Origin of the sequence: Brevibacillus sp. HB1.4B (genome assembly GCF_013284285.1) — a bacterium.
In the GTDB taxonomy this organism is placed as follows: domain Bacteria; phylum Bacillota; class Bacilli; order Brevibacillales; family Brevibacillaceae; genus Brevibacillus; species Brevibacillus porteri.
Window position 1 is genome coordinate 228,851 of record NZ_JABSUT010000005.1, and the last position, 12,680, is coordinate 241,530.

Here is a 12,680-nt window from a genome sequence, read left to right on the forward strand (position 1 = left end):
CAATTCGCCTCCTCGATAAAAGCCTTCATCCTATACGTATGAACGTCAACTCGTCCTTTTTCCCGCTGCGGCTAACTGTGGTAATTCCCTTGATTCGTACACATGCGCACCTGCCAGTCCAAGAGAGGCGATGTGATGCATGGCTCCTGCGACATCTGTTGCAGTGACAGGTTGATAGGCGCGTAACGGTCCGATCCAGAGAAACGAAAGTGAGTGTGATAGCTTCGCACCGAGCTCTTCCGATCGCCGGTGTTCCTGTCGCGGGCCCAGTAAAAGGGAAGGGTGGAACAAATGCAGACTCGGAAGCGCCAACTCGCGCAGTGCTTCCTCCAGCTCACCTTTTACACGATTATAGAAAAAGACGGATCGGCTATTTGCGCCGATTGCTGTGATGATGAGAAACTGGCTGGCTCCTTCTTCTTTTGCCAATCGAGCAATTTCGAGCGGGTACTGATAATCCACTGTGCGAAACGCCTCGCGACTACCAGCCTTTTTCATGGTTGTCCCCAAGCAGCAAAAGATGTCTGCTCCTTCTAAAAACTGTCGGCAATCCCCCAACTGACGAAAGTCAATGACGACTGTCTGCAAGCGAGGATGCGTGAAAGGGAGCGCGTTGCGGACGACAGCGATGATTTTTCCATATGCGTCATCTTTTAAGAGATGTTGTAGCAATGCACGGCCGACGAGTCCGGTCGCTCCAAATAATACCGCACGTTTCATTGCCATAGTGTTCCTCACTTTCTGCGATCCCTCTCTCTTATTTTACCGTTTCGAGCGGTTTGACCAAAGCCATTTTTTGCATACTACAGGTAAGCTGAACAGATGAAAAGGTGGATGTATCGATATGTGGACAAACAAGAGGGTAGGTATGATTGGCTGTATCGTATGGATGTTGACAGGAGCCGGGTGGGGACAAGTCGCTCTTGCCTTGGAGGGGAGAGACGTACAGCCTCCTCCAACTGTGTTCGAGCAAATCCAGATCAAACGGCAGGATGTGACAGGCGATGGTCGGCCGGATTTCGTTACGTTGCTAGGAAAGAGGTTTGCGGCAGACAGTCCTTACTTCGAGCACCTAAAAATCATGGTTCAAGATCCCGTTGCGAAAAAAACAACCTTTTTTACAACACCGTATGGCGCTTATCAGCCGGAGATGTTCTTTTGTGATTTTACCGGCGGGGGTGTGCAACAAATTTTACTTCAGGCGCCGACTGGGGGTAGTGCAGGGACGTCTGAGTTTTATTTGTTCGCAGACAAGGACAATAAGCCGGCGATTCTGCCTGTTCCTCAGCCCTTGACGATTTCGGGCTCCTACCAGGATCATTACAAAGTGTCATTGACGATCAAGGAGACGGGGGAGACCGTCGTTCTGGATTTGTCAGATCGCAAAAAAATCTATGAAGAAAATGGGGTATACAAGAACGGGAAGCTAGTTTCTCCAGTAGAGGTCATGCCTAACACGTTCAGCGTACTCATGCCCATCGATGAGAATCGTGATGGTATTTGTGAATTAAAAGGAGAACAAAGAGTCAGCGGTGTAGCCAATGCGGATACGATCGCGTATGTGGAGTCGTACTGGAAATGGGACAAGACAAGCTGGAAGCTGCAACGGGCAGTCGTGAGGAAAGCGGAAATGTAGGTGTTTGCTAGGCTCAAACAACCGCCCATAGCCCATGTGGGCGGTTTACACCCGTTTGCAAAGGGGTATATAATTGAAAGGATATTCCAGAGTTATATGTACTCGGATAAAAGGAGTTCAGGCTATGAGCACATGTCCGTTTTCCACCTTTTTTGGTTTGAAAGGGAAAGGAAAAAGTGAATCTTTTTTTCAGGGGGTGAAGGAAAAGGGGGAAGTGCACATTGTAGGGAAAAGTACCCTCGCGAAGCAACTAGCAATGATCAATTTGACCGAAGAAGAATTGGCCATTGTGAAAGCACTTCAGCCACTTATCATTCAAAATATTGACGCTATTGTCGACTATTTTTATACCAGTATTGAAAAAGAACCGCTTTTAATGAAGATTGTAAACCAAAACAGTACGATTGAACGGTTGAAATTAACGTTGAACCGCCATATCTGCGAGATGTTTAGCGGACGCATCGACAGCGCTTACATTGAACAGCGCAGTAGAATTGCGGTTATTCATATGCGAATAGGCTTGGAACCAAAATGGTACTTGAGTGCATTTCAAAACATGATGGTTTCCTTGATTGATCTCTTGCATAAAAATATCGCGGACAAGGACGAATTCGTACAAGCCCTCACGGTCGTCACGAAGATTCTCAGCATCGAACAGCAAATTGTGCTGGAGGAATATGAAAACGAGCATGAGAAGGCGCGGCGAGCGGAACAAGACAAAAAGGACGAGCTGCGAATCCTCCTGACCAATTCTGCGCATGAGCTGGCAGCGGTCTCAGAAGAAAACAGCGCGTCTGTTGTACAATTGACAGAACAGTCGAGAGAAGTGCTTCGTTTCGCTGAAAATGGCACGGGCTTTTCCACGAAAGCACAAGACCTGTCCCGTGAAGGCAAAGAAAAGCTGGAAAAACAACAGGAACAAATGTGCTTGATTCAGAGCAGCGTCAAGCAAATCTCGGAAGAAATGAACGCGATGGAGAAAAACGCAGAAAAAATCCAAGGGATTGTAGAGGTCGTGACGGCAATTGCTGAGCAGACGAATCTCTTGGCGCTAAATGCTGCGATTGAAGCAGCACGTGCGGGCGAACAGGGACGCGGATTTGCCGTCGTAGCTGATGAGGTACGCAAGCTGGCAGAACAGACCAAAAAGTCGGTTTTCGGTGTGCGTGAGCTGATCGAGAAGACGAACCAACAGACAGTGGTCCTCTCGTCTGTCGTGGTAGAAATTCAGGCGCTGGTCCAATCGAGCACTGCGGTAGTAAACGAGACGAATGCCTTTTTTGAAGGAATCATGAGCGCTGTCTCAGACAGTAAAGAACAGAGCTCACGGATTCAGCGGGAGCTGGAAAACTTCTTCAAAGTCATGGAAGATATGAACCAAGCGGTGGCACAGGTAGCCAGCTCTGCGGATGAACTATCGGAAATAACGGAAAACCTGTAAAAAATAGTAAGTTTTTTAGTTCAAAGGGAACAATAGTGGCGGCAATTACGCAATGGAGGACTGTAGACGTTTAGGGAAACAACCGGACTTTGTCCATTGTTGCGAATGGCGTGGATTTCCCCAGGCTCTACAAAATAGTATTCACCCGTACTGACATGAGTGGTTTGTGCTCGTTGTACTTCATTTTCATTATTCGTTTGGACATAAATCATATTCGTTAGCGTACCTGAGACTACCAATTCCCATCCAAAAGAGTCACCGTGATTATGGGGAATGGATTCCTGATCTGTCGGTAGATGGATCAAGACAACCTCTACATGTGGCGTGGAGAATAATACTTTGCGTCCATAGGGCAGGTTTAGTGGCTCCGGGATGTATGGACCGAGTTGTTCCATGCAGGGGGACAAGGAAATGAGAGCGTGTCTAAGCTGGGCAGGAGTAGGTGAAACGAGAGACCCAAATGCTTGTTCCAGACGTTCCAGATTCATAAAAAACCTCCCAAACGAAAGTCATACTTCCTACACCATATGATCAAATTTCAAGAGTAGTGATAGCCTGAGCTCGTCCAAAAGGGAATTATTTACCATTATTATTACATTGTAAATCAACAGGATTACTTGAATTTAGGGCGCTTTTAAAGAAAAAGCGTCCTTTTTTGTGCTATCGACAATCTGCTGGCCCACCACCTATTATGGAAGTACGGCAATAAATGCCGTACAGGACGATTTGGGGAACGTCCCCCTTCCGAATGTTTCGAGTAACATAAGCTTTTTTTGATTTTCATTCAAGAGGAGGCATGCGCATGTCAACTGCCATAATCAGTGTACGCACCCACTAGAGGGGGGCGTTGATTCAAACCACCTGTCATGATCGGGAGGTTTGGATGTAGATGAATAAGAAATGGTATTTGTATGTCAATGCGTTGTCATCCTTGGGATCACGGATGAATTTGATTGCGTGTAGCGCGTTGATTTTTACATTTGAACATAGTGCTTATTGGATGACTGCTTTTTTCGTTGCAAGACAGCTAGGGGGGATGCTGTTTAGTCCTCTGGCAGGCATGTTGGCTGATCGAATGGACAGAAGGCGTACCATGATCGTAAGCGACTTGGGGGCCGGTCTTGCTATTTTGGCCATCGCATTTTATCCGACACCGTATGTATTAATCGCAGCGGCTTTTCTCAATGGAATGCTGTATACGCTGTTTCATATTAGCTTTCAGGCATCCTTGCCACAAATATTTGGGAGTGAGCAACTGGTTCAGGTCAATGGATTAAAGGTCAGGCTGGAGTCATTGGTAGGCATCATGGGCTTCATGCTGGGAGGATGGCTGACTGATCACTATGGTTATACGATTGTGATCGCTTTGGATGCTGCCAGCTTTCTTTTCTCTGCATGGATTCTGACGAAACTTCGTTGGGAGGAGAAGGAGAATGCTGCGCTTGCTACTTCATCTGACGCGGATATCAGAGGAAAAGCAGCGAGTGGCTTTCGTGTCACCCTTCGTTACTTGCGGGACACACCCGTACTTCTGACGATTAGCCTGTTAGCTTTTCTCGTATCGCTGAGTACATCTGCGTATAATTACGGATTGCCTTTTTTGGCGGATCAGTTGCGCGGTAGTGACGCTACCTTGCACGGATTGATGTGGACGGCGATGAGCGTCGGAGGCTTGATTGGCTCCTATGTGGCAGCTCGCTTGCAGGTGAAGCTGGTGAATGGGATGCTCGTTGCTTATGCTGTTTTTTCCGTGGGGATTGTAGGGGCATTCGCGGCAAACCATGCTGTGGCTGTGCTATTGCTCTTGATTTTCGCGGGTCTATTTTCCGGCGCAGCACAGGTTTATGAGAGCACACTTTTGCAACAAGCCCAAAATGAGCTGCGCGGCAAGGTGATGGGGGTGCAGGGGCTCTTGAGTCGAAGCGGGTACTTCGCTGGTTTTCTCATGGCTCCATTCTTGGCGGGTGCCTTCACTTTATTGGGGATGCTGGTCTTTGCCCAATTGATGTTTGTCGCAGGGCTGATCGGATTTGGCTTGTACCTTGTTATTTCTCCCAAAAAATCGAAATCGGTCTCCTGATACACGTAGTCTTTTTTTCACCTTCTAGCCATAGGATGTACCAGTTGGGAGGTGTCGGGATTGGCCGTATTTCGACCCCGGCGGCGTTGGAGAAACCCGCTTTCACGTACGAAAGCGTTTTTGATCGCGTTGGTTATCTTTTTTGTTTTGACGATACAGACACTTGTGTTTTTGCAAAATCGATTGGAGCCTACTCTCTTGATCCTGGCTACGCAAAAAGCTGAACAATTGGCGAAAGAAGCGATAACAGATGCCGTAACCAAGCGGATTTCACAGCAAGGCGTCGACTTCAATCAGATTGTCAAAATCGAGAAGAACAACGAGGGGCAGATTCAGGCGTATCAGTTCAACTTCAAGGAATATGCGAGAATCGTGGGCGAAACAACAGCGAGAGTCCAGAACAAGCTCCAAGAGTTCGAACAAGATAAAGTAGACCGCACGATCCCGCTTGGTTTGGCTACCGGAAACTCCTTTTTGGCATCGATGGGACCGAATTTGCCAGTGACTTTCGTGCCCATCGGCTCGGTCAAGACCAAGCTGGAGACAGAGCTGAAAGAAGCAGGCATCAACATGGTGCTGGCGACGGTATATATTTTTGTGGAGGTCGATCTGCGCATCGTTATCCCTTTTGCGACTGAGGAGCAGACGGTCACGACGAAAATCCCGATCACCCACTCCTTGATCATTGGCGATGTACCGACGTATTTGTACAACAACCCGGAAGGCAAGCCGGATGTGCCGCGGATTCCTGGGGATGTACCGAATAGCACTCCGTAATCGCGGAATAGGAAAAAGCGGCAGCTCTTGGCTGTCGCTTTTTTTGTTTTTTCGTTAGAGACCAAGGTTTGTTAATTATTCACATTTTCTGCAATCATTTGCCGCTATGATGAGAGATGGATGTGATACCTATGAAGAAACAAAGGAAAATCCTCTTTCTCATCTTGTTAGTGGCAGGAACTCTGCTCGATTGGTCCAGTAGTCAGCAAAAACAGGACGTCGATCTTTACACGATAGGAATTGTGATTGCCAATGAGGATAGAAAAGATAAAGTAGCGGGATTAAAGGCGGGATTGCAATCGTTAGGTCTCAGTGAAGGCGCACGTGTTCAGTATGTGCCCGTTTATTTGAATGCGGTTCAGACGCTAGAAGAGGAGCGCTCCCTTGTCCAGGACTTGATATCAAAAAAGCCTGATGTAATCGTAACGACAGGAGCGCATGAGACCTTTTTGATTCAACAGGAGACAACGACGGTTCCGATTGTTTTTATTGGTGTCGCCTCAATGGCAGAGCTACCCCTTGTTGAGACTGAGGGAACGGTTACGTGTGGCATCAGTAATGGCCAAATGAATGTCATTGGGAAAAGATTGGAGCTGACAACTCGTTTGTTGCCTGACGCCAAGCGCTTTCTGGTCATTGCCGATTCTCATGCTCCTACGACAGAGCAAGCCATCGTAGAAGCACAATCAGCTGCTGCCTCGCTTGGCATTCGCTTACAAGTGAAGCAGGTTGCCTCCCCAAAAGACTTAGAGCAGTTGCTCAGTGGGCTCTCTCCAGGAGAATACGATGCCATGCTTCCTTTACCTAGCTACGTTCTGGAAGATGCGATTATCGATTGTTTACCTCTTTTGATCGAGAAGCAATTGTTTGTCATGGGCGCATACCCCGAGCAGGTGAAGGCTGGTTTGTATGCCGCTTACGGCGTTTCTTTTCATGCACAAGGCATGCAGGCTGCTCATATGGTGGCTCGGGTGTTGGATGGAGTGCCTCCAACAGCTCTGTCAATCGAATGGCCGAATGACGTGCGGTTAGCTGTCAATGCCACTTCTCTGTCTAAGCTTCCTATTACCGTAACCGACCAACAGTGGTCACTGGCACAAGAATGGTATGGAGTGAGGAACAAATGAGGAGGAGCAGACTACCGCGCATCAATCGACTGAAGACAAAAATGCTCCTGTTTGGGCTATTCATGTCCATCATCCCTTTTCTGATTCTTGGTTATATCAATTTGCATACCAGTAAAGAAAAGGTTCGAGAAGAGGTAGACAGAGCCAATCAGATCTACGTGGAAAATACGTTGGCGCAGTTAGATATGCTTTTTTTACATACGTCCCAATCCATGCAGGTGGTTCAGCAGCGTTTTCTCAATGAGCGCCCTAGCGATGACGATGCTTATTTCTTGCTGAATACGTTATTGAAAACGTCAGCTTACATGGAGGAAGTCGCGCTTTTTCATCAGGATGGAGAGCCGCAGTATTTGCTGAATCGCTGGAAACACCATAGGAAGGACACACCCAAGGAGAGAGACACCCAACTTCTTTCCACGATCCAGTCGGGAAAACCATACATCGGAAGCATTGTCCGATCAGCAGAAGGGAAGCTACTGGTAACTGTCGCGATCCCTCATGTATCTGCCAACGGTGTAAAAGGCGGCATGTACGCAAAGCTCAATGTAAAACAGTTACTCGAACAAGTCACACTGCGAGCTCGCTATGAAAACGAGGCCTATTTGTTCGTCACAGATGGGAAAAGCGATAGGTTTGCCGATCCATTTATGCTGGGCAAGCCTTCTGATGGCTCTTTGACCTATTATGAACAAGCGGTTCCTCCCTCCTGGACACTACCAGATCGAATGGAAAAGCCTGTTATCCGTACGTATCAAGCTTCCAATGGAGATGTCATGGTCAACTATGCCATGCGCTCTTCGGTCACACATTGGGTCATTATGCTGGAGCAGTCGAGCCAAACGGCGTTTGCTGCCTTTTCAAAATTGGAACAATCTCTGCTCTTTACGACCTTATTTATCGCACTTATCGTTCTAGGGATTAGCATTGTGTTCTCTGTCTCGTTTAGTCGATTAATGGAAAAGATCGAATCGGCTGTGCAAAAAATCGCAGGTGGCGACTTATCCGTACGAATACCAGTGACGACCTCAGATGAAATTGGCAGGTTAGCAGCGTCCTGTAATGCAATGGCACAAAGTCTGGAGATGAAGACCAATCAGCTTCTCGAAGAAAAGAAACGGCTTGATCTCGTCGTCAGTGGTATGGGGATGGGGCTGATTCTCGTAGATGAGTCGTTTCGCATTCGCTGGATTAACCAAACAGCGTCGGCGTGGTTCCAGGATGCGTCTAATCTCCTGGGAAAAGACTGCCATCAGACGATTGGTCAGCAATTCAGCTCATGCAGTGGTTGCATGCTCCGAACGCGACAAATGGTAAACGAAAAACAGACTGACCTTATTTCCTCCAGAGTCGATCAGGATGGACGTGTCCGTTCTTATCGACATCAGGTTTTCCCTCTGCATCCGGAGAAAGAGTCGTCTGCTTTTCTAGAGGTCATCGAGGACATCACGGAGAAACGAGAGCTAGAAGCCGCTATTGCACAAGCAGACAAGCTCGCTGCTATTGGACTCTTGGCATCGGGCATCGCTCATGAAATCAATAATCCATTAGGTATTCTGTCGGTGTATGGACAAGACTTGCGAGACCGTCTCGTGGACGAGGATATTCGAGATTTGCAGGATACAGGAGAGCTTACCCAATACTTGGACACGATGGATAAACAAATTAACCGTTGCAAGGAAATCACGACCCGATTGCTGCACTTTTCGGGGAAATCACCCGTTACCGTAGAAAAAGTAGATATTCATCAAGTCCTATCAGACATTCTCATTCTTCTGTCCCATGAAATACGTGTCAAACAGGTAACGGTGAACCAGTCTTTGTTGGCCTCTGCTCCGTATCTTCTCGCTACGCCTGGACAACTTCAGCAGATCGTGCTCAATCTGTTAACCAATGCGCTGTACGCGACCACGGAGCGAGGAAATATTGAGATAGCAACTGATTCTCCATCGAATGATCGACTCCGTCTGTGGATCAGAGATGATGGATGCGGTATACTCGCAGCAGATTTGCCCCATGTTTTGGAGCCGTTTTATACAACCAAGCCTCCTGGAAAAGGGACTGGTCTCGGGTTATCGGTCTGCTACGGGATTGTGACGAATTTAGGCGGAGAAATCGAGATCGAAAGTACACCAAACAAAGGCACGACTGTTACGGTCATCCTGCCGTCAGCAAAGGGGGAATGAACAAAAGATGCACGCAGACACACGTATACTCATCGTTGATGACGAAGCAGATTTCCGCCATCTATTAACCAGTCGATTAAAGAGAAAGGGATATACCACGCTGGAAGCATCTGACGGAATCAGCGCACAGAAGCTAGTAACCAGCGAAACGATTCATGTCATTCTGCTTGATTTGAAAATGCCCGGGATGGACGGCCTCTCCTTTTTGCAATGGTGCAAGGAAACCTCTCCTGCCATTCAAATCATTGTTGTGACCGGACACGGAACAATCGAAACAGCTATCGAAGCGATGAAACGCGGCGCTTATGATTATTTGACAAAGCCTTACAACCTCAATGAATTGGAGGTTTTGATTTCCAAGGCCGTCGAAAAACAGCAGTTGACCGAGGAAAACCAACAGTTGAAAGAAGTGCTATCGACAAACGGGAAAACGACGTTTCAAATCGTTGCGGAAAGCCCGAGGCTAAAAGAGGTCCTAGCAACTGCTAGGCGAGTAGCCAGCACGGATTTTCTCGTTCTCTTAAAAGGGGAAAGTGGAACAGGGAAGGATGTCATCGCGAGACTCATTTATGAATGTAGTGAGCGAGCAGCAGAGGCATTCGTACCGATCAATTTGGGGGCGATACCTGAAACGATGCTGGAAAGTGAACTGTTCGGGCACGAAAAGGGAGCTTTTACAGGCGCAACGGCGCAGAAAAAGGGACTGGTAGAGATTGCCCATCTGGGGACGCTCTTTTTGGATGAAGTAGGGGATTTGCCTTTTCCTTTGCAGGTCAAGCTGCTCCGTTTTCTGGAAACCGGTGAATTTCGCCGAATAGGGAGCCCGATTCTGCACAAGGTGGATGTTCGTATCATTGCTGCTACCAATGCTGATCTGGAGAAGAAAGTGGAAGAAGGAACGTTTCGATCCGATCTTTATTTCCGGCTGCATGTCATGGATATAACGATTCCACCTCTCATAGAGAGAAGAGAGGACATTTTGCCACTGTCGGCTTTCTTTTTGAATCGACTCAAGCGTAAGTATCCAGTCAAACCGCTTTCTGTGAAAGCGCAGGCAGCTCTTTTGGCCTACTCATTTCCTGGGAATGTTCGGGAGTTGGCTCATATGATCGAACGGGCTGTCGTTTTGGCAAAAGGGGAGGAAATTGACGACAAGGATCTCTTTCCTCACGAACAGCCAGTACCTCACAACCCGTCAGATAGGAAGCTTATTTCATCAGCAGAATCTGGGGAGGAAGAGGCGTTTTTACTGAAAAATGTAGAGCGAGAACATATCAAGCATGTGCTGGACGTTCTGCAATGGAACAAAACCAAGACAGCGGAGAAGCTGGGGATTAGCGTACGCAATCTGTACCGAAAAATCGAAGAGTATGAGCTGCGACCGTGACATTTTGTCGCGTACTGACCATGACATTTTGGCATGGTCTTTTCTTTTTCTTGCTGTTTGGAAGCGTTAGGCCGTTCGTTTTCCTGCATCTATCGTATGGCACGCCTCTTGCTACTCTCCTGTAGTGAATGCACGATCAACATGGAGGAGTGAGACCTATGATTAAAAAAGAGAAGACAGGCTGGAAGAAGCTGTCTATGGTAGTAGTGGCGATGCTGGTCTTTGCAGGCTGCGCTACACAGCCGACTGCTCAACCCACCCCAACAGCGAGTGAGGCCAAAGATAAAACAGCGAGTGGGGCAACTGGAGCGAGCAATCTAGATACCTACACCCCGCCTAGTATGGACAAGGTACCAGAGGGGCCATTGGGAGAATCGATTAAGTATGGACATAAGTTAATGAATGAAACGAGTACAGCGATCCCTGAATACACAGGGAATAAGCTCTCCTGCTCCAGCTGTCACGGGAATGCCGGAATGGATGCTACCTCTCCTTTAACGGGTGTCACCGCAGTCTATCCCCAGTACATTCCAAGGTCTGGCAAAGTGGTTACCATTGAGGATCGCATTAATGGTTGTTTTCAACGAAGTATGAACGGAAAGCCATTGCCTTACAACAGCGATGAAATGAGAGCGATGGTTGCCTATCTGACGTATATCTCAACAGATGTACCAGTAGGAATTAAAGAGCGTCCGTGGATAGAGAAAAATGATATGAAGAGCGTACCTCAACCGAATGTGGCAAATGGAGAAGCACTCTTTCAAAAATCGTGTTTGCAATGCCATGCAGCTGATGGTTCAGGAACAGGACCAAACTCTGGACCAGCGCTATGGGGAGATAACTCCTTCAATATTGGTGCAGGTATGGCCCGAATTTCCAAAGCTGCTGGCTACATTCAGCGCAATATGCCTCTAGGTGAAATGGGCGGTATCAAGCAAGGCTCGTTAACGGATCAAGAAGCAGCGGACCTAGCAGCCTATATCTTGTCCAAGCCACGTCCAGACTTTGCCAAAAAGGCACAGGATTGGCCAGCTGGAGGAGTTCCAAAGGATGTGCCGTATGAAGTAGACAGCGCCAAGAAGAAGCAATAGGAACTCGGCATCTGACCCCTAAAAGGGGCTGTCCCTTTCGTTTGCACATAATTTGAGCAACAGTAGATGAAAAGAACAGAGGCAGTTCTCAAGTAGAAATATCTACTGTTGGGATAGCCTCTGTTTTTTGTGCTTAACAATACATTGTGAGAATTATCTCTATTTTTGTGGAATATTTGTAAAATATTGGTATAATAAACCGGAATAGTAAAAATATAAAAATAAGGAAGGTAAACGGGAATGAACAAAAAATCAAAACTGTTTTCAGTAGCAATGGCTACAATTATTGGTGCTTCTCTTGTAACTTCTGGGGGATTACAAGCAAATGCAAAAACTGATCATAATATTGGTAATATTCAGGGTGGCTATTATTACATCGATGGAATTGAGTATAAAGTACCGAACAGCGAGATTTATAATTTCGTAAATGAAAATAGAATCACGAATTTGCCGCATGTTACCTCAAATACATCAACGACGTCATATAGAGGGGATGCGCGTAAAGTAAGACCCACAGCTGGGTGTGATCAAGGTGAATGGGTATTTACAGCGAAAAGAACAGCAAGCGGCTTCAAACTAGGGGATTCTGGAACGAGAGTTATCAATAAAACCAGTAGAGATTTGACTGAAACGTCGAAATTAAGTTCCAGCACTACGATTTCAGGTAAAGTTACTGGATCAGGAAAATGGAATTGGGGTGTAATCGAAGCGACAGCAGGCTTCGAAATAGGCGGTAGCATAACATGGACGACAGAAGAGTCAACTACCATTACAGTAGGCCCTGGTGAGTGGGGATGGATTGATTATGGTGCTTATACGGAGACTTGGGAAGGAGACCATTACTATGTAACCCCCACTTGCAAAATTCAAGACAAAAAGAGAATCAAGGTAATAGGTCCAAAACACAAAGCCAAACTAGCAAGAACTGAAAAATTCTAATTACTGCTAAGAAGGAGAA

General features: G+C 47.0%; 11 protein-coding genes. 9 read left to right on the forward strand and 2 right to left on the reverse strand.

The genetic code is table 11. The features are described from left to right. Positions 1–45: 45 nt before the first annotated feature. Entirely contained in the window at positions 46–726 is a 681-nt protein-coding gene (locus tag HP398_RS14460) for an NAD(P)H-binding protein (RefSeq protein ID WP_017251402.1), read from the reverse strand. Positions 727–844: 118 nt separating this feature from the next. Here HP398_RS14460 and HP398_RS14465 point away from each other — a divergent pair, with 118 nt between their 5' ends. Further along, positions 845–1,636: a hypothetical protein gene (locus HP398_RS14465; RefSeq protein ID WP_035291759.1), complete on the forward strand. Its 792-nt coding sequence runs from the start codon at positions 845–847 to the stop codon at positions 1,634–1,636. A 124-nt stretch (positions 1,637–1,760) separates the two neighbouring features. Then, on the forward strand, positions 1,761–3,077 hold the full coding sequence (locus tag HP398_RS14470) for a globin-coupled sensor protein (protein ID WP_017251400.1): 1,317 nt from the start codon (positions 1,761–1,763) through the stop codon (positions 3,075–3,077). A 20-nt stretch (positions 3,078–3,097) separates the two neighbouring features. Here HP398_RS14470 and HP398_RS14475 read toward each other — a convergent pair whose 3' ends face one another. Continuing rightward, positions 3,098–3,565 carry a cysteine dioxygenase gene (locus HP398_RS14475; protein WP_173622925.1) on the reverse strand — a complete coding sequence of 156 codons (468 nt, stop codon included), beginning with the start codon at positions 3,563–3,565 and terminating at the stop codon, positions 3,098–3,100. A 401-nt stretch (positions 3,566–3,966) separates the two neighbouring features. On the opposite strand from HP398_RS14475, the gene HP398_RS14480 reads away from it, so the two are divergent. The 7 genes from HP398_RS14480 to HP398_RS14510 all read left to right on the forward strand — a co-directional run bounded on the left by HP398_RS14480 (position 3,967) and on the right by HP398_RS14510 (position 12,661). Next, positions 3,967–5,157 carry an MFS transporter gene (locus HP398_RS14480; RefSeq protein ID WP_017251398.1) on the forward strand — a complete coding sequence of 397 codons (1,191 nt, stop codon included), beginning with the start codon at positions 3,967–3,969 and terminating at the stop codon, positions 5,155–5,157. Positions 5,158–5,208: 51 nt separating this feature from the next. Continuing rightward, positions 5,209–5,934 carry a sporulation protein YunB gene (gene yunB / locus HP398_RS14485; protein WP_017251397.1) on the forward strand — a complete coding sequence of 242 codons (726 nt, stop codon included), beginning with the start codon at positions 5,209–5,211 and terminating at the stop codon, positions 5,932–5,934. 131 nt (positions 5,935–6,065) lie between these two features. Further along, positions 6,066–7,061: an ABC transporter substrate-binding protein gene (locus tag HP398_RS14490; protein WP_173622926.1), complete on the forward strand. Its 996-nt coding sequence runs from the start codon at positions 6,066–6,068 to the stop codon at positions 7,059–7,061. After that, positions 7,058–9,244, forward strand: coding sequence for a sensor histidine kinase (locus HP398_RS14495; RefSeq protein WP_173622927.1), 2,187 nt, complete (start codon positions 7,058–7,060; stop codon positions 9,242–9,244). The genes HP398_RS14490 and HP398_RS14495 overlap by 4 nt, the downstream gene beginning before the upstream one ends. 7 nt (positions 9,245–9,251) lie before the next feature. Further along, positions 9,252–10,631, forward strand: coding sequence for a sigma-54-dependent transcriptional regulator (locus HP398_RS14500; protein ID WP_173622928.1), 1,380 nt, complete (start codon positions 9,252–9,254; stop codon positions 10,629–10,631). Positions 10,632–10,789: 158 nt separating this feature from the next. Further along, complete coding sequence (locus tag HP398_RS14505) at positions 10,790–11,722, forward strand: c-type cytochrome (RefSeq protein WP_173622929.1); 933 nt, start codon at positions 10,790–10,792, stop codon at positions 11,720–11,722. A gap of 240 nt (positions 11,723–11,962) precedes the next feature. Beyond that, entirely contained in the window at positions 11,963–12,661 is a 699-nt protein-coding gene (locus tag HP398_RS14510; RefSeq protein ID WP_173622930.1) for a hypothetical protein, read from the forward strand. The last annotated feature ends 19 nt before the right edge of the window (positions 12,662–12,680 follow it).

What these genes read in the sequence shown, in the direction of transcription:
- HP398_RS14490 (WP_173622926.1), top strand. Translation starts at nt 6,066, where the DNA reads ATGAAGAAACAAAGGAAAATCCTCTTTCTCATCTTGTTAGTGGCAGGA.
- HP398_RS14470 (WP_017251400.1), top strand. Translation starts at nt 1,761, where the DNA reads ATGAGCACATGTCCGTTTTCCACCTTTTTTGGTTTGAAAGGGAAAGGA.
- HP398_RS14480 (WP_017251398.1), top strand. Translation starts at nt 3,967, where the DNA reads ATGAATAAGAAATGGTATTTGTATGTCAATGCGTTGTCATCCTTGGGA.
- HP398_RS14460 (WP_017251402.1), bottom strand. Translation starts at nt 726, where the DNA reads ATGGCAATGAAACGTGCGGTATTATTTGGAGCGACCGGACTCGTCGGC.
- HP398_RS14500 (WP_173622928.1), top strand. Translation starts at nt 9,252, where the DNA reads ATGCACGCAGACACACGTATACTCATCGTTGATGACGAAGCAGATTTC.
- HP398_RS14510 (WP_173622930.1), top strand. Translation starts at nt 11,963, where the DNA reads ATGAACAAAAAATCAAAACTGTTTTCAGTAGCAATGGCTACAATTATT.
- HP398_RS14505 (WP_173622929.1), top strand. Translation starts at nt 10,790, where the DNA reads ATGATTAAAAAAGAGAAGACAGGCTGGAAGAAGCTGTCTATGGTAGTA.
- HP398_RS14465 (WP_035291759.1), top strand. Translation starts at nt 845, where the DNA reads ATGTGGACAAACAAGAGGGTAGGTATGATTGGCTGTATCGTATGGATG.
- HP398_RS14475 (WP_173622925.1), bottom strand. Translation starts at nt 3,565, where the DNA reads ATGAATCTGGAACGTCTGGAACAAGCATTTGGGTCTCTCGTTTCACCT.
- HP398_RS14495 (WP_173622927.1), top strand. Translation starts at nt 7,058, where the DNA reads ATGAGGAGGAGCAGACTACCGCGCATCAATCGACTGAAGACAAAAATG.